Below are 25,440 nucleotides of genomic sequence, written 5' to 3' on the forward strand. Positions count from 1 at the left end.
TCGAAAGGTAATGGTACCGTCCGAAAGCAACCCCTGCGGGCCGCAATCCGGGCTGCGACTCGGACGGACCGGGTGCCGATCATGTTGCCGCCCAACATCTCCGGCAGAGCGACGGGTCAGCAGATGGTGCGGGTTTGCAGGTCACTGCCGATTACGACGTCGGCGTGACAACCGTTTTGGAACCAGTTACGCCATTGATCCGGGTTGCGGCGGACAATTCATACGCTCACCGCTTGCGACGGTCACGCAGTATGAACCAGGTCACCAACGCCGCGATCGCGGCGGTCACCGCGGCAGCGACGGGCCCCGAGCGACCGCGCGTCACGGCGGCGAACTGGACGGCGCGGTCTTGCGTTGCGGCGCCGACCTTCTCACGCTTCTCCCGAACGACTTCCGCCGCATGATGCACTTTCGCGCGGGCGTTGTCCACGGTCTGATGCAGTTCTGCCTCGGCTCTGCCCTTCACATCGAGCTTGCCGGTCAGTTCCGCCATGGTCTGCCCCAGCTCTTGTCTGGTCCGGTCGCGATCGGCACGCAGCAGTTCCGCCTCGGGCGATCCGACTGACGGGGTGCTCTCATCACTCATCGCTATCCTCCGCTCTTGATCGCATGGATGTCTTGCCGTACGCCGGTGATCGCCTCCCGCGCAACCGGCGGGACCGCCTTCTGCAGGTCCTCCTTGCCGCTGACGGCCAAGGCTGCGCCGACGAGGAGCAGTACCGCCCCAACGATCAGCGCGGCAGCCCAGCCCGAGAGCGGACCCGCGAGGGCAATGATCACCGCCGCGATGACGGCGGCACCGCCGTAGCACACCGCGAGCGCACCAGCACCGGTCATAACCGCGCCGCACCCCAGACGTTTGCCTTTGCTTCGCACTTCGAGTTCCGCGAGCTTGATCTCGTCCCGGATCAGGCGGGCCATTTGCTCGGTCGCATCGTTGACGAGCTCGGTAACCGACCGTGTCTCCGTGGGCGACGTCTCGATATACGACCCGGTGGGTGTTTCGGTCATGGCGATTCCTAGGTAATCGGGGAACAGCTCCAGATATGTCCGAGTTGGCCCGCTTTGCGACTTTCAAACCCACGAGGGCCAGATCGTCGATGTGGTGGGGCCACGATGCCCGATGCGGGCACCAGGATGGTCCACCGCTGGCGCAGATCCGTGCCGGCATCGACTCGCCGCAGAGGACGGCACCGGATCGCTCGATGAGGTGGCCGGCGGCTGACACGGCCCGACCGTTTCGGGCAGCTCGCACAGCGCCCATATTCCGAAATCTCTTCCCACCCTTGGGATTACCGTCGTTGACATCAACGCACCGAGCGACGAACCATCGAATCGTCAGTCACCCGTCTCGGGTGTGCACGTATCCGATGATACGGAGTGTGGTCATGGCGAAAGCAGTCGACAAGACCCCCGTTCGTCCGGTGGTCCGCGGCTGTCACGATCCGTCTGCTCGACAAGAAGGAAACCACGGGCAGCAGTTCGATGAGCGGTGACCAACTCCGTCGTCCGGTTTTCGATGGAAGGATTTCCGATGAAGAACGAGCGCGAGAAGGCACCTGCTGAATCCACGGCCGAGAAGCGCGCGGCCATTGTGATCCGGCCGCTGGACAAGAAGGAGACCACCGGCGACAGCGGCGGTAATGGCGGCAATTAGCAGTTGTATGCCGGGTAGACCGGATGCGCGCTGAACAGATGCTGCGGCCACGGATCAAACCGGAACACGGTCGGTATGTCACGATCGACGGCAATATCAGGATCGGTGCCACGGTCCACGGCCTCGGCGTGGAAATCGAAGATCCGGATGGCTGGGTGCGGGTTCTGATCGGCGCACTGGATGGCACCAGATCGCCCGACGAGATAGTCGACGTGGTGCTGTCCGATTATCCGGGAGTGCCCGCGGCCGACGCGATGCAACAGTTGTCGGACGCGGGCTTCCTGGAAGATGCCGGTGCTCCGGTGCCGGCGGAATTGTCGGAGCGGGAGCTGGAGCGCTATTCGCGCGGTGTGGCCTTCTTTCGGTGGATCGACCGGACGGCTCGGATCAGCGCTTGGGACGTGCAACTTCGACTCCGCCGATCCCGCGTTCTGCTCATCGGTGTCGGTGGTACCGGCGGGACCGTGGCGCAGGGCCTGATCGCCTCCGGTGTCGGGCAGCTGCATTGCGTCGACGCCGACGTGGTGGAACTTTCCAACCTCAATCGCCAGACCCTGTTCCGGGAGAACGATATCGGCAGATCGAAAGTCGAGGCCGCGGTCCAGCAGTTGCGCGCACTCAACTCCGATGTGCGGGTCACGGGCGAACAGCGGCGGATAACGGAGCAGTCCGACCTGGCCGAACTGCTCGAACCCGGATACGACCTCCTCGCCCTGTGCGCTGACCAGCCGCGCACGATCCGCCGATGGGTCAACCGGGCGTGCCTGGCCGCGGGCGTGCCCTGGGTGGTCGGTGGCTATCACGGCCCGACCGTGTCTGTCAGCCTGCACGGCCCCGGGCAGAGTGCCTGCTGGGAATGCGTGCACGATCACCAAGCCGAACAGGCGGATATGCGGCTGCCTCCTGAGACGACGCTGGAAAGCCTTGCGCCACAACTGCCCTGGCATCCGGTCAACATCGTCTCGGCGACCCTCACCGGCACTCTCCTCACGCATTTCGCGCTCGCGACGCTGACCGGCGCCCCGCCGATCGAGCCAGGGTTCCGGTACGACGTGAATCTGGTGCGTCTGGATGCGTCGGCGCCTGAGCGCATTACCTCTCGGCCGGATTGCCCGGCATGCGGCAGTTCGCCGTGACCGACGCGCACACCGCCGTCACCCCGCAACCCGACAGTCGAATCAGACTGCACGACTTGGCGACTCGGCCCGATCGCGACGAGTGGATCGTGGGCCGGTTCGAGACTCGGCAGTTCGTGGCGCTCCCCCGGGAGGGGGTGACCGCACTGGAACTGCTGCGAGCCGGTCACACCATCGAAAAGGCAGCCGAGCGCCTGGCCGACGCCGAGGGACGCGAGTTCGATGTGCTGTCCTTCATCGAGGCGCTGATGGAGCTGGATTTCGTAGCGGCGGTCGATGGACGGCCGGTGCCGTGCGCCAAGCCGCGACCGGCATCGTTTCCGTGGATACGCCCCGAACATGTGCGGTTCACGCTGAGCCCGGTCTTTCCAGTGCTATTCGCCTGTCTCATGGTTGCCGCAGTCGCGACACTCGTCGATCGGCCCGACTTGCTACCGAGTTTCCATAACCTGCTCTGGACTCCCGCAGGCAGCATCGTGCTCGCGCTCAGCGTCACCGCGGGCTGGTCGCTGGTATTCGTCCACGAGCTAGCACATTTCGTTGTCGCGCGGGCGACCGGCGTGCACGCCCGGATCCGACTGGGTACGCGCCTGCAATTCCTGGTGGCCGAAACCGATATCAGCGGAATCGAACTCGCACCACGGCGACATCGGCTCGCCGCCTATCTGGCCGGTATGTCGACAAACTTCTCGGTCGCGGCCGTCGCCGTGATATTCGCCGCTGCGACCGCCCAGGCCACGACGCCGCACCGGATTCTGGCCGCGGTCGTCGTGATCGCGTTGCTGCCCTTGCCGTTTCAGTTCATGGTGTTCATGCGCACGGACATCTATTTCGTGCTGCAGGACCTCACCTCATGCCGCGACCTGTACGGCGACGGCCTCGCATATGCTCGCTATCTCGGAAACCGGCTGCAACCCGGCATCTTTCGCGGATCCGAACGGGCAGTAGATCCCAGCCTCAACCTGCCATCGCACGAACGCCGCGCGGTACGCGTCTACAGCATCGTCCTCGTCCTCGGAACCGTGCTGTGTCTGACCGCGATGGTGACTTTCACCCTCCCCGCCGATCTCAGCTTGATCTACCGCGCCATCGACCGACTCGGACCGAGCCATCCGATTGCAACCAACCTCGACGGCGCCGTCGTACTACTCATCCTCGGCACCCTCCACGCCGTATGGGTCGTGACCTGGTGGCGACGGCATCGCTCGAAGCGCCAGTAAGGAGGCGCCCCTAGCTGTGCAGTCCGGCTCCTGAGCGCATCACCGAAGTCATCCGCGGCCGAACAGGTCGTGGCCACCATCGCAGCCAGCGGCGGGCAAGCGGTCGCCGCGCAGGCGGACGTGGCGGATCCGGCGCAACTGACCAGACTGTTCGAAACCGCCGAGCAGCACTTCGGCGGGCTGGACATCCTGGTGAACAATGTCGGCACCGCCACCTTCAGCCCGATCGCCGAGGCGACCGACGACGAGTTCGACCTGATGTTCACCACCAATACGAAAGCCACCTTCGTCGCGCTGCGCACGGCCGCCAACCGACTGCGCGACGGCGGACGGATCGTCGTTTCGGAGTAGCCGGCGATATCGGTGGAGTATCGGCCGATGGGCAGCATCCTTCCGCCAGCGTCGATGATCCCGACGGGATCTGTCGAATACTAAGTGCCACAAGGTATTTGAGGACAATCAAAGATGGATCCGACCACATTGCAGACGATAAACGCGATCAAGGCCGCCGGACAGGAGGCATTGCCCCGCCGTTTCCGTGGCGGCCGTCCATCAAAACACACTCGGCTATATCTCGACCCTGTCGGGGAACAGAGACTTTTCGGCATGTGAAGGCCGGGCCGATCACGCCCTCATCCAGCCACCGAGACGGGATGAATCCCTCGCCGCACACCATAATCGAGCAAACGACGCGACAATACCGGGTGGTCCAGTGGGCCACCGGAAATGTCGGCCGACCCGCTCTGCGCGCCCTCATCGAACACCCGAACCTCACACTTGTCGGGGTCCATACCCACACCAAGGAAAAGGTCGGCACCGATGCCGGCCGCCTGTGCCAACTGCCGACACACACCGGGATAACCGCCACCGGCGATATCGACGAAATCATCGAACTGGGTGCCGACTGCGTGGTCTACACACCGCGCGTCATCGATATCGACACCGTCTGCCGACTACTGGCCACCGGCACGAATATCGTGACCACCCACGGCATATTCCATCATCCAGCCAGCATGGATCAAGTCTTGTACGCACGCATCCAGGCGGCATGCTGGTCCGGCGGAACCTCGATCCACAGCACCGGTCACAGTCCCGGCTTCATCACCGAAACCATGCCCATCGCCCTCGGCTCGATCCAACGACGCCTGGACCGCATGACGATCGACGAATACACCGACCTCACCCACTCCGAAACACCATGGACGCTGCTCGGCATGGGCTTCGGCATAAGCCGAGCAGCCTTCGAGCCCCACCGCCTTACTCAGGCCCGCCGCGCAATCAGCCCATCACTGCGCCTTGCCGCCGACGCTTTCGGCCCGCCACTCGACGCGATCGAGGTCCGCGGCGAACTCGCCACCGCGAATCAGGACGTCCAGGTCGGCGCCGCCGTCTTCCGCAAGGGAACCGTTGTCGCACAACGGATCACAGTCTCCGGCACACGTCGCTGCCAACCGCTGCTGCAGTTCCGCTCGACCCGCTACTGCAGCACCGACATCAACACCGACTGGTCACTACGCCCGACCGGATGGCATATCTCGGTCGAGGGTGACACACCCCTCGAAGTCGACCTGCGGCCGGGAGAAGCGTCGCCCCAGGCGAGTGGCGCCTCGCCGACCTACGCGGCCAACCGCGCCGTCAACACCATCCCGTACCTATGCGCCGCACGACCGGGCATCCGCACCACGATCGACCTGCCACCCATTGCCGCGACACTGTGGTGAGCGCGTCCCGAGGAGCTGTGATCCGAACCTTGCGGACGTGCGGACTGTGCACCTTTGCCGGCGATACGCTGGGACTGTCGAAAGGTGAGCGCATGGCGTCCGGTATTCGCGTACCTGCCGAGTGGGTTACCCGCCGCTGATGACCGACGGTGATCCACTCCGGACCCGCCGCGACATGGTCACATCGGTCACGGCCGACTTGAGCGCGTCCGGGTTCGAGGACCCCGAAAAGGTCGGGCGTGGCGGTTTCGGTGAGGTCTATCGCTGCAGGCAGGTGCGGCTGGACCGGATGGTTGCGGTGAAGGTGCTGACCGCCGAGCTCGACGAGGACAACCAGGCACGGTTCTTTCGCGAGCAGCAAGCGATGGGGCGATTGACCGGGCATCCGAATATCGTCACCGTGCTCGAGGTCGGCGTCACCGCGAGCGGGCGGCCCTATCTGGTAATGCCGTACTACCCATTGGATTCGCTGGATGCGTGGATCCGTCGGCAGGGCCCCTTGCCGGCACCGACCGCGTTGTGGATCGGGGTGAAGATCGCTGGTGCGCTCGAGAGCGCGCATCAGCTCGGCATCGTGCATCGCGATGTGAAGCCGGGAAACATTCTGCTCACCGATTACGGCGAACCGGCATTGACCGATTTCGGTATCGCGCGCGTCGTGGGCGGGTTCGAGACGGCGCCGGGGATCCTTACCGCGTCCCCGGCGTTCACCGCGCCCGAGGTGCTCGGTGGCGACGACCCGACGTCGGCTGCTGATATCTACGGGCTCGGTGCGACCCTGTTTTGCGCGCTCACCGGGCATGCCGCCTTCGAACGCCGCCGCGGTGAGCAAGTAATGGCCCAGTTCGTGCGGATCACAAGTCAGTCGGTGCCGGACCTGCGCGAGGATGGCATTCCCGACGACTTGTCGGCGGTGGTGGAATCGGCGATGAGCCGGGATCCGCGGCAGCGGCCGTCAGCGGCGGAGGTGGGTGAGGCCATCCGGCAGGTCCAGCGCCACCACGGATACCCGCTCGGTGAGATGGCGCTGCACGGGAACCCAGCCCCCGAGCCGCTGGACTACACCTCGGCGATGCGGGAATGGGGCCCGCGGGGGACGGCTACAGGTCGCGGCAAGTTCGGCGAGCTGCCGCTGGAGCTGACCAGTTTCGTCGACCGTCGCACCGAGACGGCCGCAGTGAAGAATCTGTTGTCCACCTACCGACTCGTGACGCTGGCCGGGATCGGTGGCGTCGGCAAGACCCGGCTGGCGCTGCGCGCGGCGGCCAACGCGCAACGCGATTTCGCCGATGGGGTCCGGGTTGTCGAACTGGCCGATGTGCGCGACCCGTCACTGCTGATCGACGTCGTGGCGGCATCCCTTGGCCTGCGCGACGATTCGACCCGATCGACGCAGGAAGTGCTGGTCCAGTTCCTGCAGTCCCAGGAAACCCTGCTCGTTCTGGACAACTGCGAGCAAGTGTTGGCGGCTTCGGAGGAGCTGGTCGAGACGTTGTTGATGGCTTGTCCGAACCAGCGGATTCTCGTCACCAGCCGCGAGCCGCTCGACATCGCCGGAGAAGCGGTACTGCGGGTTTTGCCGCTGACGGTTCCGGACCCCGACGGTGAACAGACGCTGCGCGGACTGCCCAAATATGATGCGGTGACACTGTTCGCCGACCGCGCCGCTGCGGTAGTGCCCGGTTTCGAACTCTCCGACGACAATAAGGCCGCTGTAGCGGGTATCTGTTCCTGGCTGGACGGATTGCCGCTAGCGATCGAACTCGCCGCGGCACGGATGCGCGCCATGTCGCCGCACCAGATCCTGGAACGGCTCACCGATCGATACGCGCTGCTCACCCGCAGCAGTCGCACCGCGCCAACCCGGCAACAGACGCTACGAGAATGCATCGACTGGAGCTACCAGCTGTGCACACCGGACGAGCAGCGGTTGTGGGCTCGGCTGACGGTATTCGCCGGGGGTTTCGAACTCGACGCGGCCGAATACGTATGTGGTGCCGAGTTGGCGTCGGAAAGTCTGCTCGACGCGTTGTCCTCCCTGGTGGACAAGTCGATCGTGAACCGGGAGGAACCCGAAGGCGTCGTGCGCTTCCGAATGCTCGAGACCATGCGCGACTACGGTCGGGAGAAGCTGCAGGAGACCGACGAACACCAGGATCTGCGCCGACGGCACCGCGACTGGTACCAGCGGTTGGCTTCGGACGCCGAGGCCGGGTGGATCAGCGATCAGCAGCTCGACTGGCTCGCTCGACTCGACCGCGAACAACCGAATCTGCGAGAAGCGCTCGAATTCTGCGTGTCCGACGCTACCCCGGATTCGGCGCAGGCCGGGTTGCGGACCGCCGCAGCGTTATTCGTCTTCTGGAGCTTCCAAGGACGGTTCGGTGAAGGCCGACGCTGGCTCGACCGCCTCCTGGCCCACCCGGCCGCGCACTCGATACCCGATCGCGTCAAAGCACTGCATACCAGCACGTACATGGCTGCGGTACAGGGGAACCTGGAGTACGCGGCCACCCTCGTCGAGCAGGCACGCACACTCGCCGAACAGGACACCGCACCCATCACCAAAGCGCTGGCCGCATCCGCCGAGGGAGCCCTGGCACTGTTTCGCGGTGAACTCGATCGGGCGGTATCCGTACTCGAACCCACCCTCGCGGTATTCGAATCCACTCCTCGAGGACATCTCTATATCTCCACGTTGTCCGAACTCGGTTGGGCACACGCACTCCAGGGAGATACCGAGCGTGCGATGCAGTATCACGAGCAGATACTTTCCATCACCCAGGCGTGCGGCGAATCGCTGTTCCGATCGACCGCACTGTGGGGCGTCGCGATCGCCATGTGGCAGCAAAGCGAACGGTCCCACGCACAAGAGCTACTGCTGGAATCGCTACGAGCCAACCGGCGCGTGCGCAGCCCCGTCGTCGCGGCGCTTGCCATCGAGGGACTGGCCTGGACCGGTGCCGACTACGACGCTCAGCGCGCAGCCATCCTGATGGGCGCCGCCGAACACCTGCTGCGCTCCGCCCCAGGTGTCACAACTTTTTTCACGGAGTTGATCCGCTATCACGACGAATGTGAGCGCCTCGTGCGTCGCGCGCTCGGCAACCGAGGATTCGAGGCCGCCTTCCAGCGCGGACAAGCCATGGGGATGAGCACCGCAGTAGCCTACGCCCTGGGTGAGCCGGCAACCACCACCCCACGCGACTCCGGACTGACACTGACCAAGCGCGAACGCGAGGTCGCCGATCTTGTCGCCCAGGGACTCACCAACAAACAGATCGCCGCGAAACTCGTGCTCTCCCAACGCACCGCACAGCACCACGTCGAGCACATCCTGAGCAAACTCGGCTTCACCTCCCGCGCACAGATCGCCGTCTGGGTCATCGACGAGGCCCAGCGTGCGCGGGACAGTGGATCCGATGGCGGTTTCGGCCCTATGCGCTGAACGAGGTTCGATAGTTCCGATACGTCATATATCGGTAAACGGAATTTTCTGGCTACCACACTGCTTTAAACCGGAATTGCATGCTACATATTTAATGACCGGCACATTGGCAGCCTCTCGCATTCATTCGATCGACATAGCGCAAATGAACAGCATGCGATACTGCCGCTAATTTACTGCCGCATCGGTTGCCACGACATAGCTTGATCTGTCAAATACACCTCCCGGTGAGCGAGATGAAAGCGCACCGACCGGCTCTCCCGGTTCAGATCCGGATCTACATATTCCGCACAACTTTTGTTTATTCCACTCGCCCTTTCTCGGTGCTAAAAATATCACCAACGTGCGGCACCAGTTATACATACCTACTATTACTCGAGGTAAATCGATTCGAGCTTCTTCGGCTCAGAAACACAGCAATGCACGATATGAACCACGGGTGCCGCACGCCGAGTGGAGGAAATGCTTCCGGATTCAAAAGATATCACCGATCAGGTTCCGCATGGACCAAAGCAGCTGAGCTGCTCGGTCCTGCCGATCATCCGCAACTGACCAAAATTATTCGAGACATACACTCGAAGAGGAGAAGAGATATGTCTGTAGAAATCCATCGTCGGTTCCTTCCCGGACCCAGCGAGCGACGTGTACTGCGCACCGCTGTCGCGCTGAGCACGGCGACAATGCTCGGCGCCGTCGGCATCTCGGTCGCCAACGCCGAGCCGTCGCCGTCGCCCGCTTTCCCGGGCGTCTTCTCGGCGACCGACACGACCGCCGATATCGAAGCGATCAAGCAGCTCAAGACCAGCTACTTCGCGAATATCGATGCGAAAAACTGGGACGCGCTGCGCGAACTCCTCGCTCCGGACGTCGTGGTGGACACCACGGGCAGTGGTGGCCCCATCCTTGTCGGCCGGGACCCGTTCATCGCCTTCCTCAAGCTCACCATCGGTCCCGCCAAAACGCACCATCAGGGCTTCGATCCAGCGATCCAGCTCACGTCCGCGACGACTGCCGAAGGCGACTGGAGGCTGGAGGACATACTCATCTGGGGCGGAACACTCGGGGTGCACGGTTATGGCAACTACCACGATCGTTATGTAAACAGCAACGGCAAGTGGGTGATCAAATACTCCAAACTCACCCGCACCCGCCTGGATCTGATCAATCCCGATGACGGCACGGTAATCCAGGCAGACGTTCCGCTCGAGGAGATCGTCGAGAAAGTCAAAGATATCATCGGCCCCTGGTAATCACGGTAAGGCGGGAGACCACGCATTTGGTCTCCCGCCCTTCTGATCGAGGCCAACCGATGACAGGATCGGACTCCACTCAGTGATCTCGATGTCTTTACCAGGGCGATCGACTGAATTCCAGGATGCATCAACTATCAGTTGTCTAGAATTCGGTATCATGAACCCCGATTTGGAGCCACGCACAATGCATGAAATCACGGGTGAACACGCCCGAAACCCTCAGCGATAGTCCATATCAGTGTGGCGGGCCGGATATTTCCAGTTCACGGACAGCGGGATGAGCGTTGGAGGTATGACGAATGTCGCCGCGGTGCCATCAGTTCGGAACCCGGCATCGATACCGTCCTCGCCGCGCGCATCACCGTCGATCTGCGTCATTGGCCGCGCCCCGGCACCGTCGAGCACATCGATGACCACGACCTGACCGGACCAGTGCGGAACCATCGTCCGCCGCACCGCCCCCACATGCTGATCGACGCGATCGGTCAGCACCTCGTATACGAGATCGGTGGCCTCGCCTTCCCGTGTGGTCCAGGCGAGGGAGGTGCGTACCAGCCCGCACCGCTGGTGCACCGTCTGCGCGAAATTCGTGATTTGCGCCGACGGTGTTGCGCCGGAGTACTTTTCGTCGCCGACACCAACGGTGCGGTCCAGCCAGTTCGGAATGGCTGCCGCCACCTCGCGGTCCGCGGCGACAGTCGGGGGACGACCGTACAGTCCGGCAACGAACGTGCCGTCATGGCGTGGCGTGTACAGCGGCCGACCACTCAGCTCGTCCGTCACGGCACAGCCCATGCCATGCGGTGGCACCCGCAACCCGAAATAGCCATTGCCCACGAAGCGATGCCGATCATCGGCGGCATCGACCTCGCCGCTCGACGGCGCCCACTCCGGTGCGACGGCGAGCTCGTCATCCGGGCAGATAGCCCCCGCCGTCGCCTCGGGCATGCGGCGTACCGCGACCGCAGGAACCCGAACCACCAGAGCGAGGACCATAAGCTTCCCGACCGCGATCCAAGCCCCGGCCCACACGCCGATCCGCCCGAAGCACCTGCCTATCAAGGACAACTACGTACCTCTCCATGTGGCGTACCCCGTGTGTACGCCAGCGCCACCGAAAGTGGGATCTGAACTATATCGAGTATCTGATAGCACTTGACGAATAATTGAGAGAACCTTAATGGTGCGTCGGTCGAGGGTCAAGACCGTAGTCCTGCTGCGACCGAGCAGATTTCGTGCTTTGAAACGCATGCCAAGGTGGGTCGGCACTATTCCTGAAGACGACCTTGTCCCCCTCGGCGATCACATCCTCGACCGCGACGTGAATGTCGGGGAACGCGCGAAGGAGCACAGCCCACACCTGTTTGAGTGCCTGCGCCCCCGACATACCCATCGGCACTGACGCGTGGAACAGCATCTCCGGCTCGACGACCTCGTCGATCGTCTTCGCGATGACCTCCAAATCGCCGCTGTTGACGGCGTCATGAAGGCGGCTGAACGTTGCTTTGTTGCTTCGAGCTGTTGACATGTGGCTTCTCCTCGGATCGACATAAACAGTTGTCGGCTACCGGCTGATCTGACGCGGAACCACCGTGGCGAGTTTGTCCGGATTGCGGATGGCGTAGAAGTTGGTGATCTTGCCGTCGATGATCTCCATCAGGAAGACGCCTGCCAGGTGGTCGTCGCTGTGTACGGCCATCGCGGGCGTGTTGTTGCAGTTGACCATCTCGATCCGCAGGTTCGGCGTCCTCCTCGCCCGATGCAACAGGTCCATCAGGCGCGCGGCCACCTTTTCCGCGCCCACCACCGGCCGGCGCGCCGCGATGGCCTTGCCACCGCTGTCAGCGGTCCAGGTGGCGTCCGGTGCGAGCAGCGAGAGCAGCGCCTGCGTGTCACCGGTGGCTGCCGCTGTCATGAACTGCTGCGTGATCTGCGCGATCTGCCCCGCGTCGACCGGTTCGAAGCGTTTGCGACGCGCCTGCACGTGCGAGCGGGCGCGGTGCGCCACCTGGCGCGCCGTCATCACGGATTTGCTTACCGCTGCGGCGATGTCGTCGTAGTCGAAGCCGAAAACCTCACGCAACACGAACACCGCACGCTCATCGGGAGTGAGTGTTTCGAGCAGCACGAGCATCGCCATCGACACCGACTCGGCGAGCACCATGTCGGCCGACGCGTCGTGCTCGTCGAGCAGCAGCGGCTCGGGCAGCCACGGTCCGATGTAGTCCTCGCGGCGGCGCGCACCGGCCCGCACCGCGTTGAGTGCCTGACGGGTCACCAGCCGTGCCAGATACGACTTGGTGTCGCGCACCGTCGCGAGGTCCACCTCGGCCCACCGCAGATAGCTGTCCTGCAGCACGTCGTCGGATTCGGTTGCCGAACCGAGGATTTCGTAGACGATCGTGAACAACAGCGGACGCAGCACGGTGAACCGCTCTGCATGCTCGTCGGTCATCATCAGGATGTAACCATCGGCGCAGCGGAGGCCGGCTGCTCGGGACGCGGCCCGCCCTTGGGCCAGATCAGCGACCCCGGCTTGCGGGCCTCACGGCGTATCTTCCACACCGCGACCTTGCAGGTCATCTCCTTGATTCTCGCGCCCATGCGGCCGCCGATGTAGAGGTTGACAGCGATGTCGTCTTTGCGGGCGAGCTGTCGGATGCCGACGCGACGGCCGAGGCTGACGCACGACCCGGTCAGGGCAAGGTCGAGCACCGCGGGTTCGGTCCCGGCGATGCGACTTAGCACGGTATCGGCGGCCTGCGCCCCGAGCGGTCCCGCGCCCTGGCAGCTCATCCGCAGTGGCCGGCCCGACGGCGCGGCGGCGTCGCCGGTCGCCACGATGCGGTCGTCGTCGATACTGGTCAGCGTCTCGTCGGTGAGCAACCGGCCCAGCGTGTCGGTCTGCAGCCCGCTCTCGGCCGCCAACTCCGGCACGCCGAAACCCGTTGCCCAGATGGTGAGTTCGCTCGGACGCACCGCGCCGTCGGCGAAGACGACCGCATCCGGCCCGACCTCGGTCACCGCATCGGCCTCGAGCACGGCGACACCGTGCCGCGACAGCCACTTGGCGACATACCGGCGACCCGGCGCACTCAGCGATGGCATCAGGGTTCCGCCACATACGAGCGTGACCGTGCGTCCCTGTTCGGCCAGTTCGGCGGCCGTCTCGATGCCGGTCGGTCCGCCGCCGACCACGGCGATCGGAGCATCGAGCGGCAACTCGTCCAGCCTGGCACGCACCCGCTGCGCGGACTCGAATTCAGCGATGGGGAAAGCGAACTCGGCCGCGCCGGACACCGACGGTATCGCCGCAGTGCTGCCGACCGCGTAGATGACATGGTCATAGTCCAGCACGCGCCCCGACGCCAGCCGCACCACACGGGCAGCGGTGTCGATCCGCGTGGCGCTGTCGACAACCAACCGGATGCCCTCGCCGAGCAGCGTGCCATAGTCGATCGTCGCGTCACCGGCGCCGGCCACGAACTGGTGCAGCCGGACTCGGTCGACGAACTCCGAGCGTGGATTGACCAGCGTGATATCGACATCGGTGCGCATCCGCAGATGGTTGGCCGCGAGTGTCCCGGCGTAACCGCCGCCGATGACGACGACCTTGTGGAGTATGTCGTATTCAGTCATGCCTTCAAGACACCGCGGACCGGCGAAACATGACACGGACACGACGTGACGTGCATCACTCCACTCGACCACCCGATACGCCGATATCGCCCGGATATCCGGGCCGACACCAGCCACGGGCCGCGAGAACCATTGCGGCACGCAAAGAACTGTGGCGATATCGCCGCGGCGAGTCGGACAGGTCGACAGGTTCCCCGCGATGCGGCACAACCCCACCGTACGTGCGGCTCGGGGCTCATTCGTCGAACGGCCGCAGCCGAGACACGATGCGGCTCAGCACATCCTGCGGTGCCGCTGATCGCACAGCCAGGCGTGCGCGGGTGTGATTCACGACATATCCATACTTCATTGGCGCAACCAATGAAACCTGTATAGTTGGCGATGCCAATGTTGGCAACACCAATGAAAGAGGATGTCATGTCCACGGACACTCTGATCGCCGACCGTATCGAAATCGCCGATCTGTTCACCCGCTTCGCCCGCCTGCTCGACGAGGTGCGATACGAGGATGCCGACACCGTCTTCACCGACGATGTGGAGGTCCACTCGCCGCGAATCCAGGTCCGCGGCATCGACAAGGTCGCCGACTTCATGCGGCAGTCTCAGGTCGAGGGCGAATTGACTCAGCACACGACCACCGATCTGCTGGTGCACGTCGACGGCGACCAGGCCGCGGCCTCGGCCAACTCGCTCGTGTACTACTACCGCGACGGCCAACCGCCCCACCAAACCGGCGGCCTGCGACTGGCCGGCACAGCCGTGCGGACGTCGGACGGCTGGCGACTCCGCGAGGCGCGCATCATGCTCGCCTGGATGCGCAAAGATTGATCTCGAAAGGCCGGACAGGCCTTGCGTTTAGGCCCACCGATACCACTCGGCGTGTCGACATTTATTCAGACGACTTCACGGCACAATCAGCGCATGCTGCTCAGCCGAAGATCGTTGCTGGCGTTGGCCGCGGCGCTGCCCGCCACCGGGCACGCGGCGGCGACGCAGCGACCGCGTTCGGTGCCGCGGTACACCATGACCGCGTTCACCAATGACAGCGAAACCGACCTGTATGTCTACGAATCCGACGATGCGATCACCTTCCGGCAGCTGTGCGGGCCCGCCTATCGCCCACCGACGGGCCTGCTGCGCGACCCCAGCGTCTTTCGCAATATCGATGGCTACTACTACCTCACCTACACCACCGGCTGGGAAGGGCGAACGATCGGTTTCGCCTACAGCGCGGACCGGCTCAACTGGAGTCATCTCTACGACATCACGGTGCCGCTGCCGGGCGTGACATCGACCTGGGCGCCGGAGTGGTTCATCGACACGGACCGAAGCATCAATGTCATCGTGTCGCTCTCCGACGGCTATCGGTTCACACCGCATCTGATCACCGCCGACGCGAAACTGCGCTCATGGAGCGTGCCGAGGCCGATGATCGGACTGGCCCAGCCCGACAACACCTCCTACGGCTATATCGACACCACCGTGGTCCGCGCCGACCGGCGCTACTATGCGTTCACCAAGAACGAATCCACCAAATACATAGAACTCGCCGCCGCCGACCGCCTGCTCGGCCCGTACACCTTTGTGGCGACCGACGATTGGGCCGGTTGGGGCGCTCCCGTCGAAGGACAGTGCGTCATCGCGCTCCCCGACGACGGCTGGCGCATCTACTTCGACGCCTATACCGACCACCAATACTTCTACAGCGACTGCTACGACGACTTCCGAACGTGGACAACACCTCTCGAACTTCCCGAGATATCAGGCACGGTCCGCCATTTCACCGTCTACCCGGAGTTCATCGAACAGCCCGATAGTTGATCTCCACCTCGCCACGCATCACGTCGAGCAAGCCGTGTCACGCGCGCCCGGTGGCACGGTCGAGCAGATGCGGGTCGTGCGCGTTGACGAGAAGAAGGTCCGGCTCGGCCGTCACCCACAACTGAGCCAGCCGTTGGTGATTGGCCTGGACCTGCTTCCAATCGTGGGCGATGACGCGCTCCATCGCGGTGATCGCCTTGGGTGCGGTATCGGTGCCGTCGAGCTGGCCGTGGTGATAGAAGGAATCCCCGACATGCAGGATCCAACGGTCACCGGCATCGACTGCGACGGCGGCGTGACCGCGGCTGTGGCCGGGCAGGTTGATCAGCACGATCCCGGCCGCGATATCGGTTAGTTCCTCGGCACCTGGAAACCCGCGCCACGACTCGCCTGCCGACGGTTCGTGTTCGACGAGCACCGGGCGATGGGCGCGCTGCGCCGGGCGGTAACGCTCTCGTTCGATCAAGGTTCGTGGATGCTGGGCGGCGAACGCTTCGGCGCCCGTGAGATGTACTCGAGCCCAAGGGAAGTCGGCGAGACCACCGGTGTGGTCGGCATCGAAGTGGGTGAGCACGATGTGCCGGACATCGACCGGATCGTATCCGAGCCGCCTGATCTGGTTGATCGCGGCTTCGTTGGGGTCGAAGATGGGCCGGACGTAGTAGCGGGCGGGGCCGAAGCGCGCGCCCGGCGCTTCGGCATCGCGTAGGCCCAGGCCCGAATCGATCAGGACCAGACCACTATCGGTCTCGACGAGCAGGACGTGGCAGACCAATCCGCCGGGTGTGGCGGGCGGTCGCATCGTGCCGCAGTTGAGGTGATGGACTTTCATCCGAGTGCCGCTTTCATCTCTTCCATCGCCGCGGGGGCCGCCGCTGAAAAGAGCGGGGTAGATGACCTGAATCGGGTTGGTGCGTCCCAGTTCACCGCGAGATTCCTATCATCCGTTTCGAATCAGACCGAAAGGTCGGCGGGCGCGGTGTCGACGAGCAGCCGATTCGGATTGCTCGACATGGCGAGCAATCCGCGCAGTGCGCGGTAGACCAGCGGCCACTTGCGTGGGTTGCGCAGGTTCACGCCGCTGATGAGCTGTTTGAGCATCGACAGCGTGTCGAAGTAGATCCGCTCGACGATCAGGTTCTCGTTGTCGTCGAATACGAAGTACGCCGTCATCCGGGTGCGATGCCGGGAGCCGGTGGGCGGGATGCCGCCGAGCGGTCCCAAATGTGTTCCGAGTAGCCAGAATTCGACAATGACCGCGTCCGCGCTGTGCCGCAGCGCGATGATCTCGTGGTCCTGATCGGGAAATGCGACGCGGGTGTCGCGGTAGTAGCCGCGGACTGCGGCATCACCGTCGTGGACGGCGAGCGTGGGGATGATCTCGTAATGCGGATGCGGGAACGTCGCCAGCACGTCGTCCCAATCCTGGCGGACCTCGTCGTGGAAGTGATCGAGGACGAGCTTCTCGCGGGTGCGCAGCACCTCGACAGGTGGCATGGCAAAGCGGTCGGTCATGAAAACTCCTGCAGGATCAATGATGTGTGATGCGGCCGTGGATGAATGTCGGCGCTGTTCCAGGGTTCGTCCACGCGCCGGTCAACTCGCTGGACGGGAAGAACTGGAGGAAACGCGAGTCACGCTGGCTGCGATCGGCCAGCGTCTTCTCGAACACGACCGAGTTGTATTGATCCGCCGTGGTTTCGATGGTGTTGGCATTGAGCACGATCTCCTGTCCCCACTCCCCCGCCCAGCGCGCCACTCCAGGCAGCCGCGAGTGCTCCGGTGTGAGGCATTCGGCCGCGATGACGTTCTCGCTGCTCACCCAGATGCCGGTCGAGGTATTCAGCACCAGGCTCTGGTTGCCGAAGACATGGCCCGGCGTCTTCACGACCGCGACACCCGGGCCGAGGATCACCGAGCCGTCGATAGCCAGGAAGGCATCCGGTGCAACGTCGCGGTATGTGCCGGGCTGGTACCAGGGCTTTTGCAGCGGGTGCAGGTCTGCCATCGCGGCCAGTTCGTCCCGCTGCACGATGACCTTGGCGTTGGGGAATACCGGCTTCGGCTGCATGCCGAGGTCGGCCTGATGCACCGTCGTGCCGATCCAGCGGCGCAGGTCCTGGGTGTGCAGGTGGTCGAACATCAGGTAGTCGACCTCGGCCGGGTCGAGGCCGAGCCCGGACAGGTGATCGGTCACGGTGCCGTGCTCGATCACCATCCGCCGCGCCACGATATCCGGGGTGCGGCGGGCGAGCTTGTCGAAATACGGTGTGTAACGGCCGAGTTCGACGTCACTCGGCTCGAACAGCAGCACCCGCGGCGTCCCGTCGCTCTCGCGCCAGCGGATCACCAGCATCCGGTTCGTGATCGCAAGGAACGGGGCCAGCGCACGGGTTGCGCGGAACAGACCGAACCGCGTCGGGTAGGGCAGCGTGACGAGGTCGCACGTCACCACGCTGTCGGGCACACCCGTGCTCGCGAACTCACCGCGGAAGACCTCGGCCTGACTCCGCGCAGCCGTCAGCCGCGCACCCGGCCCACCGTCGATCTTCGACAGGTCGGCCAGGCACTCGACACGCGAGCCGATGCCCGCCAGGTCCAGCGCGTCACCTTGTCGCCATGGCAGTTGCATATCCACCTCGAGTCATTAATCCCACGGCGTGGAATAATACGTAGATTAAACCCACGGCGTGGAAATATGCAAGAGTGGGTGCATGCCAGCCAAGCTCGATGCAGCGAAGACCCAGCCGCCTCGCCGCGGACGGCCACCGAAAGCGCAGGCGCAGCTCTCGCGCGCGGCGATACGAGACGCCGCGCTGGCGGTGATCGACGCCGAGGGCATCGGCGCGGTGAGCATGCGATCCGTCAGCCGCGCACTCGGGGTGGACGCCAAAAGCCTCTATCACCACGTCGACGGCAAAGACGACCTGCTCGACACCGTCGCCGAATACATCCTCGAGCAACTCCGGATGCCCGAGTCGACGGACTCGATCGAAGCCGACCTGCGTGCGCTGGCATACGAATTCCGCCGCGTCACCCTCGCGCACCCGGAAGCGGCACCCCTGGTCCTGACGCGTCAGCTCTCATCACTGGCCGGACTCGCCCCGATCGAAGCGGTCCTCACCGTGCTCCGCCGAACCGGGCGAACCCCCGAAGAAGCAGTCCACCTACTTCGCACCGTCCTGGCCACCCTGGTCGGCACACTGCTCCGCGAAGTCTCCGCCGGACCGACATTCGGCACCGACGACGCCGACGGAATCGCCGAACGCCGGCACGCGCTCGAAGCATCCGGACTGCCACAAGTCGCCCTCGCCGCACCCCACTTGGCGCACTTCGACCGCGAACGCGAGTTCGAGTACACCGTCGATCTCATCGTCGATGTCATCACTTCTCACCGCAGCGCCGTCGACTGACACCGTCGATGTCGACCTTGGAGAACGCCTGGTTACCGCCCCGTCCACAACGGCGCTATCGTTGATGCACAGGTCGGGGTGGATGCTCTGACTCGGAGGTGCCGGCGAATATTCGATGGACGAGCTCGACGAGGCCGCAACACAGCGAGACCTCCCCACCGGAATCGCGGCTGAACTAGCGGCGGCCGGATTCGGCGACGCGACCGAAATCGGCCGCGGCGGCTTCGGCGTCGTGTATTGCTGCTACGAATACGCACTCGAACGCCACGTCGCGGTCAAATTGCTCAGGTCCGAGGTCAGCGACGACGAGCGCGAGCAATTCCTCCGAGAACAGCGTGCACTAGGGCGGCTGTTCGGACACCCCGACATCCTCCAAGTGCTGCAGGTCGACATCACCGCCACCGGCCGCCCCTATATCGTCATGCCGTTCTATGCGTGCGGCTCGCTGGAGACCGTGCTGCGGGATTCGGGACCGCTGCGCTGGTCGGAGGTGCTTTCGATCGGCGTCAAGATGGCCGCGGCGCTGGCCGCCGCACATGCGATCGGCATCGTGCATCGCGACGTGAAGCCTGGCAATATTCTGCTCACCGATTACGGCGAACCCCAGCTCGCCGACTTCGGCATCGCACAATTCGGCGACGGCACCACGTCATCCCTGCGCACCGTCCAGGGCACGCCCGCATTCACCGCACCCGAGGTACTCGGCGGCGCGACGCCCAACCCGATCTCGGATATCTACGGCCTGGGCGCTACCTTGCACTGCTTGCTGGCCGGGCGAGCCGCATTCGCACGCCGCACCGGCGAACTACTGGAAGTGCAACTTGCCCGGATCGCCACGGCCGCCGCACCCACTCTGCGCGATCAGCACGTCCCCACGGCGGTGTGCACGGCCATCGAGGCGGCCATGGCGGCGAAGCCGGCCGACCGGCCGAGGTCGGCGATCGAGTTCGGGGAAATGCTGCGGCGAGTCCAACATGAGACCGGCCAGGCGGTGGATGCTCTGGCATTGCCGCCAACAGTCATCGAATCCGGTTCGGCCACAGCGGTTCCCGTGGCCTCGCATACCCCGGATGTGGCGACACCGCCACCGCCGCCCAGCACGGCAACGAAATTCCGTCCGCCGGCCGCACCCCATACGATGATCGCGCGCACCCGGCTGCTTGCGCTATTGCGGGGCGGCGGCAACCGGCGCCTGACGCTGATCCACGGACCGGCCGGATTCGGCAAGACCACCCTGGCTCTGCAATGGGCCACAGCACTGGCGGCCCAGGACGTCCCGGTGGCATGGCTGACAGCCGACCCCGATGACGACAACATCGCCTGGTTCCTTTCCCACCTGATCGAGGCCATCCGCCGCGTCGCTCCGGCGCTGGCGCGTGAACTCGGCACGCTACTCGAGGAACGATCGTCCGACACCGCGAGATACGTGCTGTCCGCACTGATCGACAAAATCCACTCGGGTGGACAGACGATGGTGCTCGTGATCGATGACTGGCACCGGGTACATGCCGAAACCACCTGTGCCGCATTGGATTATCTGCTCGAGCACGGTTGCCATCACCTGCGGCTGGTCATCGCGAGCCGAACCCGGGCATGTCTGCCGCTGAGTCGCATGCTGGTGCACGATGAACTGGTCGAAATCGATGTCGCGCAGCTGCGTTTCGACCCTCGGGAAACGGGCGCTTTCCTGGTCGACTCCGGCGGGCTTTCGTTGTCCACCGACGATGTGAACCGCCTGCAGGAAACGACCGAAGGCTGGCCTGCCGCACTGCAATTGGCTTCGCTGTCGTTGCGCGGCCACGATCGTCCCGCCGCGTTCATCGACCAGCTGACCGGCCGCCACCGGGCACTCGCCGACTACCTCGCCGAGAACGTGCTCGACTCACTCGAGCCGCCGCTGCTGGATTTCCTGCTGGCCACGGCGATCACGGAGCGAGTGTGCGCCGATCTCGCGGTCCGGCTGACGGACCGATCCGACAGCCAGGAACTACTCGAAGAAATAGCCGACCGAAATCTGTTCCTGCGCCGCCTCGACGAAGAGGACCAGTGGTTCCAATACCATCACCTTTTCGCCGACTACCTGCGGCGTCGACTTGTCCGCCGTGATCCCGCACGCCTGACACAATTGCACCGCCGTGCGGCCGAGTGGTGCGATGAACACGAGATCGTCACCGCCGCAGTCGATCACGCACTGGCGGCCGACGATCCGGATTACGCCGCGGAACTGGTCGAACGACGGGCCATGGACCTCATCGAAGGCTCCCGGATGGCGACGTTCCTCGGCTTGCTCACGAAACTGCCGCAACGCCTCGCGGAGTCGCGACCGAGGCTACAGATCTGCCGAGCCTGGGCCAACGTCGGACTACAGCGCTCCGAACAGGTTCGGCTCGCGCTGGAGCAAGTAGACGCCGCACTGGACGCCGGTGCGGCGACCGGTACCGAGGCGACCAAGCTGCGGATCGAGGCGGAAACGGTCGCGGGCGCAGCACAGTTCGTCACCGACCGATTCGATGGTCTGCCAGACCTCTTGGCCCGGCATCTCGAGGACGCCGACACCCCGTTCACCGCCACCAACGCGGCGAATCTCGCGTCCATCGACGCACTCAACCGTTTCGACTTCACCGAGGCCCGCCGCTGGCAGCAATGGGCGGCCCCGTATCACCGTCGCAGCAAAGGTCCGTTCGGGGTGATGTACGGCAGGTGCGTCGCCGGTCTCGCAGCGCTCGAACAGCTCGACATCGCCGCCGCCGAAGAGCATTTCGATGCCGCCATCAGCCGCACGCGGCGCGGCCGCTCGCAAACCTACGGTTCACGGATGTCCGGCGCCTTACTCGGCTCCATACGCTACGAGCAGAACCGCCTCGACGAAGCCGAGCAACTACTCGACTCGAGCGCTGATCTCGGCCGCCACGGTGGCGCGGTCTGGTTCCTGCTCGCCAGCTTCGGCACCGGCGCACGCATCAAGGCATTACGCGGCGACCTCGGCGCCGCCGAACAACGCATTGCCGAGGGTGCGGCAATCGCCGAGAACGAGTCACTGCCGCGCTTGGCCGCTCGCATGGTCAACGAACGCATCCGCCTCGGTCTGCCGGTTCCACCCGAGACCCGCGATGCACTCCGCCGGCTGCCGCCATACCGCAAGCAGGACACAACGATTCACGCCGCCATCGCCGAACTCGAACAAGACTCCGCGATTCGGCTGCTGCTGGCCGACGACTCGGCTGATCGAGCTTGCCAACGGGCCGACCAGATGGTGCGCGAGATCGAAACTCAGCATCGCCCAAGAGCATTTGTCCAAGCACAACTGTTGCGGGCAGGCTGCCTGTGGACCGCCGGACGCCACCAGAACGCCAAGGAGGCTGCGCTACCCGCGTTGATGCAATGTGCTGAACAAGGCCTCATCCGAACCGTTGCCGATGCTGCACCACACATTTCGGAGATCCTGACCGACCTGGAACACGACAACGCACCACGGATAGTATTGGAAATTCTTCAGGCCGCCGCGAACTCGTCAGCCTCGAGCCGATGAGCCTCGACCACAGTGCACGGCGGACGTCCGCCGGTGCCGGAAATCGCCCGCGACGTCGGTACCCGACTCGAATAATCAACTAGTCCACCTGTCGAGAAGTCGGAGGCAGCCAACGCTGATCTCCACGTAGGTCACCAGCCCGGCAGCGGACTACGTCGCGGGCAGCGTCAGTCGACGGATGTGTTGCCGGTACCCGGCGCAAGGACGGCTATCCCGTGGTCGCCGCCGCCAACCCCGCTGCGCGGCGGCCCCGCCGGCGACGCCACCACGCTGCGCGGGCTCATCGGCCGCGTCGACGGACCCGTCGTGCTCATCGGGCATTCCTACGGCGGCTCCGTCATCAGCGCGGCGGGTGCCGGAAACGACCAGGTCAAGGCGCTCGTGTTTGTGGCCGCATTCCTGCCCGCGCCCGGCCGGACCGCACTCGAACTGACCAACCGGTACCCCGGCTCCCCCTGAATCCAGTGCCGTACACCAACTTCGACGGCACGACGGTTACCGACCTATACATCCAGCAGGACAAGCTCCACGATCAGTTCACCGCCGATGTCCCGGCCGACCGAACCGTTCGATGGCGCGGCAAAGGATGGAAAGCCGGACCGCGGCACGTTCACCGGCAAGAACACCGCGTCCTGGACGGTATCGGGCACAACGTTCCCCAGGAAGCGCCGCACCCGTTCGTCCAGGCGATCATCGGCGCCGACCACCTCCGACACCACCGCTGCGACGGCCTCGCAGCACGACGAGGCCGCCGGACCACTTTATAGGGAGCCGTGCGTTCGAATGCTGCCGTCGGACGCGAGCTCGATGACGGTGTCGATGCCGAGCCTTCGCAGGAACGGGTAGTCATGGCTGACGACCAGGAGCGCACCGCGATAGGCGGCCAATGCTTCGACGAGTTGCTCGACGCTACCGACGTCGAGGTTGTTGGTCGGCTCGTCGAGGATCAGCAACTGCGCCGGAGGATCGGCAAGGAGCAAGCGCGCCAGAGAGACTCGGAAGCGTTCGCCACCCGACAAGGTCGACACGGGGCGTTCGACACTGCTGCCGCGCAGCAGTAGCCGCGCCAGTTGGTTGCGGATCGTGGCCGGCGGGGTGGTCGAGGCCACCGAGTGGACGTTCTCGAGCGCGCTGGTCTGCTCGTCCAGATCATTCAGGCGTTGCGGGAGATATCCGACGCGGTCGGTCAGCAGGGCGCCGCGCTCCGGGTGCCGACCGTGTATCAGGTTCTCGAGCAGTGTCGACTTCCCCGCGCCGTTGGGGCCGACCAGGGCGACCCGTTCCGGGCCCTGGATGACGACGCTTCGGTCGCGGTCGCTCAGTTCCGCGATGCGCCGACTGCGCGGCACATCGGGGTCGGGCAGTTCGAGATGGATATGCTCCTCGCGGCGGACACGCGCTCCGGCGGAATCCAGGACATCCTGGGCCGCAGAGACTTTCGCGTCGAGCGCGGTGCGCATTGCTCCTGCCGAGGCTTGCGCCTTGCTGGCGCGGTTGCCCGCCAGAATCCGGGGAATGCCGCCGTTCTGTTGGGTCGCTCGGCCCGTGTGCTCGCGCCTCGCGAGCTTCGTCTCGGCCTCGATACGCTGTCGTTTCTCGACCTTCAATGCCTGCTCGGCGGTTCGTGCCGCCTGCGCGGCCGCCGCTTGTTCCTGCTCGACGTATCGCTTCCACTCGCTGTAGGGACCGCCGAACACCTCCAGGGTGGTGCCGTGCAGTTCCGCGGTCGCATCCATATGCTCGAGCAACTCGAGATCGTGGCTCACCACCACGAGGGCGCCCGGCCACGAGTCCACGAATTCGGCTAGCTCGGCGCGAGTTTCGCGATCGAGGTTGTTCGTGGGCTCGTCGAGCAGGGTGATCGGGGTGCGCTGGATCCGCAGCCCCGTGATCGCGACCAGGACGGCCTGACCGCCCGAGATCTCACCCACCTTCCGATCGAGATCGGCCGCGCTGAAACCGATTTCGTGTAGGGCTTCATCGGCGCGGGCTTCGATGTCCCAGTCGTCGCCGAGGGTCTCGAAGTGCTGTTCACCGGTGTCGCCGACCTCGATCGCACGTAGGGCCGCGAGTTTGTCCGCGATACCGAGCAGGCGCGCGATGGTGTCGGTACGGCCGAGGGTCAGCGTCTGCGGCAGGTAACCCACCTCGCCGACGGATTCGATCCGACCGGACGTCGGTGTCAGAATTCCGGCGATCAAGCGCAACAGCGTCGATTTACCAGCGCCGTTGCGGCCGACCAAACCGGTGCGCCCGGTGGTGAATGCGCCGTTTACGCCGGAAAGTGCGAGGGTTCCATCGGGCCATTCGAACGACAGGTTCCGCAATGTGATGGCCGATTGCGTGGACATGGACATGGTTCGGTCGACTCCTCCTGCTCGCGAAAGCGAGCGGCCGCGAAGTATCGCGCCGAGGTCGCTGTGACGATGGGCGCGAAGGGGTTTCGGTACTTTGCGGATGCTGACGAAGGCGAGGTCGGCACGGCGCCACGGTCGTGGGCGTGAACAGGTCACCGACGGGGTGCTACAGCCAGAGCCGAGTCACACGGGAAATATCTCTCGAGTGATGAGATGAGTGTGCGATCAGGTGAGGCCGCCTTCGAC

At 64.5% G+C, this 25,440-nt stretch carries 23 protein-coding genes; 12 read left to right on the forward strand and 11 right to left on the reverse strand.

The annotated features are described in order from the left end of the window. Window positions 1–226: 226 nt before the first annotated feature. Window positions 227–586: a DUF3618 domain-containing protein gene (locus ACIBW7_RS04985; RefSeq protein ID WP_397044268.1), complete on the reverse strand. Its 360-nt coding sequence runs from the start codon at window positions 584–586 to the stop codon at window positions 227–229. 2 nt (window positions 587–588) lie between these two features. Next, window positions 589–1,011 carry a phage holin family protein gene (locus tag ACIBW7_RS04990; protein WP_397044270.1) on the reverse strand — a complete coding sequence of 141 codons (423 nt, stop codon included), beginning with the start codon at window positions 1,009–1,011 and terminating at the stop codon, window positions 589–591. A gap of 523 nt (window positions 1,012–1,534) precedes the next feature. On the opposite strand from ACIBW7_RS04990, the gene ACIBW7_RS04995 reads away from it, so the two are divergent. The 7 genes from ACIBW7_RS04995 (at window position 1,535) to ACIBW7_RS05025 (ending at window position 10,432) form a co-directional block, all read left to right on the forward strand. Beyond that, the gene (locus ACIBW7_RS04995; RefSeq protein WP_281006183.1) at window positions 1,535–1,657 is read left to right on the forward strand and encodes a hypothetical protein; all 123 of its coding nucleotides are present in this window, start codon (window positions 1,535–1,537) and stop codon (window positions 1,655–1,657) included. A 23-nt stretch (window positions 1,658–1,680) separates the two neighbouring features. Further along, on the forward strand, window positions 1,681–2,793 hold the full coding sequence (locus tag ACIBW7_RS05000) for a HesA/MoeB/ThiF family protein (RefSeq protein WP_397044272.1): 1,113 nt from the start codon (window positions 1,681–1,683) through the stop codon (window positions 2,791–2,793). Next, window positions 2,775–4,013 carry a site-2 protease family protein gene (locus tag ACIBW7_RS05005; protein ID WP_397044274.1) on the forward strand — a complete coding sequence of 413 codons (1,239 nt, stop codon included), beginning with the start codon at window positions 2,775–2,777 and terminating at the stop codon, window positions 4,011–4,013. The genes ACIBW7_RS05000 and ACIBW7_RS05005 overlap by 19 nt, the downstream gene beginning before the upstream one ends. 30 nt (window positions 4,014–4,043) lie before the next feature. Beyond that, a complete protein-coding gene (locus tag ACIBW7_RS05010; protein WP_397045714.1) occupies window positions 4,044–4,364 on the forward strand; it encodes an SDR family NAD(P)-dependent oxidoreductase in 321 nt (106 codons plus the stop codon). 302 nt (window positions 4,365–4,666) lie between these two features. Further along, complete coding sequence (locus ACIBW7_RS05015) at window positions 4,667–5,734, forward strand: dihydrodipicolinate reductase (RefSeq protein WP_397044276.1); 1,068 nt, start codon at window positions 4,667–4,669, stop codon at window positions 5,732–5,734. Window positions 5,735–5,873: 139 nt separating this feature from the next. Continuing rightward, window positions 5,874–9,182, forward strand: a complete 3,309-nt coding sequence (locus tag ACIBW7_RS05020; protein ID WP_397044277.1) for a protein kinase — start codon at window positions 5,874–5,876, stop codon at window positions 9,180–9,182. A gap of 419 nt (window positions 9,183–9,601) precedes the next feature. Continuing rightward, window positions 9,602–10,432, forward strand: a complete 831-nt coding sequence (locus ACIBW7_RS05025; protein ID WP_397044279.1) for a nuclear transport factor 2 family protein — start codon at window positions 9,602–9,604, stop codon at window positions 10,430–10,432. Between the two features lie 222 nt (window positions 10,433–10,654). On the opposite strand, the gene ACIBW7_RS05030 is transcribed toward ACIBW7_RS05025, so the two are convergent. From ACIBW7_RS05030 to ACIBW7_RS05045, 4 genes are all read right to left on the reverse strand, one after another. Further along, window positions 10,655–11,416, reverse strand: coding sequence for a hypothetical protein (locus ACIBW7_RS05030; protein ID WP_397044280.1), 762 nt, complete (start codon window positions 11,414–11,416; stop codon window positions 10,655–10,657). 196 nt (window positions 11,417–11,612) lie between these two features. Next, on the reverse strand, window positions 11,613–11,963 hold the full coding sequence (locus ACIBW7_RS05035; protein ID WP_397044282.1) for an ester cyclase: 351 nt from the start codon (window positions 11,961–11,963) through the stop codon (window positions 11,613–11,615). Window positions 11,964–11,999: 36 nt separating this feature from the next. Beyond that, window positions 12,000–12,893, reverse strand: a complete 894-nt coding sequence (gene sigJ, locus ACIBW7_RS05040; RefSeq protein ID WP_397044284.1) for an RNA polymerase sigma factor SigJ — start codon at window positions 12,891–12,893, stop codon at window positions 12,000–12,002. Beyond that, the gene (locus ACIBW7_RS05045) at window positions 12,893–14,074 is read right to left on the reverse strand and encodes an NAD(P)/FAD-dependent oxidoreductase (protein ID WP_397044286.1); all 1,182 of its coding nucleotides are present in this window, start codon (window positions 14,072–14,074) and stop codon (window positions 12,893–12,895) included. Before ACIBW7_RS05045 ends, sigJ begins: the two co-directional genes overlap by 1 nt. Window positions 14,075–14,491: 417 nt before the next feature. Between ACIBW7_RS05045 and ACIBW7_RS05050 the strand changes: the two genes are divergently transcribed. Further along, on the forward strand, window positions 14,492–14,902 hold the full coding sequence (locus tag ACIBW7_RS05050; RefSeq protein WP_397044287.1) for a nuclear transport factor 2 family protein: 411 nt from the start codon (window positions 14,492–14,494) through the stop codon (window positions 14,900–14,902). A gap of 93 nt (window positions 14,903–14,995) precedes the next feature. Continuing rightward, window positions 14,996–15,895, forward strand: a complete 900-nt coding sequence (locus ACIBW7_RS05055; RefSeq protein WP_397044288.1) for a glycoside hydrolase — start codon at window positions 14,996–14,998, stop codon at window positions 15,893–15,895. 37 nt (window positions 15,896–15,932) lie between these two features. Here the strand turns inward: ACIBW7_RS05055 and ACIBW7_RS05060 are convergent, their stop codons facing one another. The 3 genes from ACIBW7_RS05060 to ACIBW7_RS05070 all read right to left on the reverse strand — a co-directional run bounded on the left by ACIBW7_RS05060 (window position 15,933) and on the right by ACIBW7_RS05070 (window position 18,527). Next, window positions 15,933–16,727 (reverse strand): MBL fold metallo-hydrolase, encoded by a 795-nt coding sequence (locus ACIBW7_RS05060; protein ID WP_397044289.1) that lies wholly within the window; start codon window positions 16,725–16,727, stop codon window positions 15,933–15,935. Window positions 16,728–16,849: 122 nt separating this feature from the next. Then, window positions 16,850–17,410: an ester cyclase gene (locus tag ACIBW7_RS05065; RefSeq protein WP_397044291.1), complete on the reverse strand. Its 561-nt coding sequence runs from the start codon at window positions 17,408–17,410 to the stop codon at window positions 16,850–16,852. 16 nt (window positions 17,411–17,426) lie between these two features. Next, entirely contained in the window at window positions 17,427–18,527 is a 1,101-nt protein-coding gene (locus ACIBW7_RS05070; RefSeq protein WP_397044292.1) for a hypothetical protein, read from the reverse strand. Between the two features lie 82 nt (window positions 18,528–18,609). Here ACIBW7_RS05070 and ACIBW7_RS05075 point away from each other — a divergent pair, with 82 nt between their 5' ends. The 3 genes from ACIBW7_RS05075 to ACIBW7_RS05085 all read left to right on the forward strand — a co-directional run bounded on the left by ACIBW7_RS05075 (window position 18,610) and on the right by ACIBW7_RS05085 (window position 23,296). Beyond that, a complete protein-coding gene (locus ACIBW7_RS05075) occupies window positions 18,610–19,308 on the forward strand; it encodes a TetR/AcrR family transcriptional regulator (protein WP_397044294.1) in 699 nt (232 codons plus the stop codon). A 115-nt stretch (window positions 19,309–19,423) separates the two neighbouring features. Next, window positions 19,424–22,837, forward strand: coding sequence for a protein kinase (locus ACIBW7_RS05080; RefSeq protein ID WP_397044296.1), 3,414 nt, complete (start codon window positions 19,424–19,426; stop codon window positions 22,835–22,837). A gap of 180 nt (window positions 22,838–23,017) precedes the next feature. Further along, complete coding sequence (locus ACIBW7_RS05085) at window positions 23,018–23,296, forward strand: alpha/beta fold hydrolase (protein ID WP_397044298.1); 279 nt, start codon at window positions 23,018–23,020, stop codon at window positions 23,294–23,296. Between the two features lie 44 nt (window positions 23,297–23,340). Here ACIBW7_RS05085 and ACIBW7_RS05090 read toward each other — a convergent pair whose 3' ends face one another. Next, window positions 23,341–23,553, reverse strand: coding sequence for a hypothetical protein (locus ACIBW7_RS05090; RefSeq protein WP_397044300.1), 213 nt, complete (start codon window positions 23,551–23,553; stop codon window positions 23,341–23,343). Window positions 23,554–23,598: 45 nt separating this feature from the next. Further along, complete coding sequence (locus ACIBW7_RS05095) at window positions 23,599–25,194, reverse strand: ABC-F family ATP-binding cassette domain-containing protein (protein ID WP_397044302.1); 1,596 nt, start codon at window positions 25,192–25,194, stop codon at window positions 23,599–23,601. Window positions 25,195–25,440: the final 246 nt, after the last annotated feature.

Origin of the sequence: Nocardia sp. NPDC049526, from assembly GCF_044465765.1 — a bacterium.
Lineage (GTDB): Bacteria > Actinomycetota > Actinomycetes > Mycobacteriales > Mycobacteriaceae > Nocardia.

Bases quoted from the DNA above. Each gene is read 5' to 3' on its own strand.
- ACIBW7_RS04985 (WP_397044268.1), bottom strand. From the start codon at position 586: ATGAGTGATGAGAGCACCCCGTCAGTCGGATCGCCCGAGGCGGAACTG.
- ACIBW7_RS04990 (WP_397044270.1), bottom strand. From the start codon at position 1,011: ATGACCGAAACACCCACCGGGTCGTATATCGAGACGTCGCCCACGGAG.
- ACIBW7_RS04995 (WP_281006183.1), top strand. From the start codon at position 1,535: ATGAAGAACGAGCGCGAGAAGGCACCTGCTGAATCCACGGCCGAGAAG.
- ACIBW7_RS05000 (WP_397044272.1), top strand. From the start codon at position 1,681: ATGCGCGCTGAACAGATGCTGCGGCCACGGATCAAACCGGAACACGGT.
- ACIBW7_RS05005 (WP_397044274.1), top strand. From the start codon at position 2,775: ATGCGGCAGTTCGCCGTGACCGACGCGCACACCGCCGTCACCCCGCAA.
- ACIBW7_RS05015 (WP_397044276.1), top strand. From the start codon at position 4,667: ATGAATCCCTCGCCGCACACCATAATCGAGCAAACGACGCGACAATAC.
- ACIBW7_RS05020 (WP_397044277.1), top strand. From the start codon at position 5,874: ATGACCGACGGTGATCCACTCCGGACCCGCCGCGACATGGTCACATCG.
- ACIBW7_RS05025 (WP_397044279.1), top strand. From the start codon at position 9,602: ATGCACGATATGAACCACGGGTGCCGCACGCCGAGTGGAGGAAATGCT.
- ACIBW7_RS05035 (WP_397044282.1), bottom strand. From the start codon at position 11,963: ATGTCAACAGCTCGAAGCAACAAAGCAACGTTCAGCCGCCTTCATGAC.
- sigJ (WP_397044284.1), bottom strand. From the start codon at position 12,893: ATGATGACCGACGAGCATGCAGAGCGGTTCACCGTGCTGCGTCCGCTG.
- ACIBW7_RS05045 (WP_397044286.1), bottom strand. From the start codon at position 14,074: ATGACTGAATACGACATACTCCACAAGGTCGTCGTCATCGGCGGCGGT.
- ACIBW7_RS05050 (WP_397044287.1), top strand. From the start codon at position 14,492: ATGTCCACGGACACTCTGATCGCCGACCGTATCGAAATCGCCGATCTG.
- ACIBW7_RS05055 (WP_397044288.1), top strand. From the start codon at position 14,996: ATGCTGCTCAGCCGAAGATCGTTGCTGGCGTTGGCCGCGGCGCTGCCC.
- ACIBW7_RS05060 (WP_397044289.1), bottom strand. From the start codon at position 16,727: ATGAAAGTCCATCACCTCAACTGCGGCACGATGCGACCGCCCGCCACA.
- ACIBW7_RS05065 (WP_397044291.1), bottom strand. From the start codon at position 17,410: ATGACCGACCGCTTTGCCATGCCACCTGTCGAGGTGCTGCGCACCCGC.
- ACIBW7_RS05070 (WP_397044292.1), bottom strand. From the start codon at position 18,527: ATGCAACTGCCATGGCGACAAGGTGACGCGCTGGACCTGGCGGGCATC.
- ACIBW7_RS05075 (WP_397044294.1), top strand. From the start codon at position 18,610: ATGCCAGCCAAGCTCGATGCAGCGAAGACCCAGCCGCCTCGCCGCGGA.
- ACIBW7_RS05080 (WP_397044296.1), top strand. From the start codon at position 19,424: ATGGACGAGCTCGACGAGGCCGCAACACAGCGAGACCTCCCCACCGGA.
- ACIBW7_RS05095 (WP_397044302.1), bottom strand. From the start codon at position 25,194: ATGTCCATGTCCACGCAATCGGCCATCACATTGCGGAACCTGTCGTTC.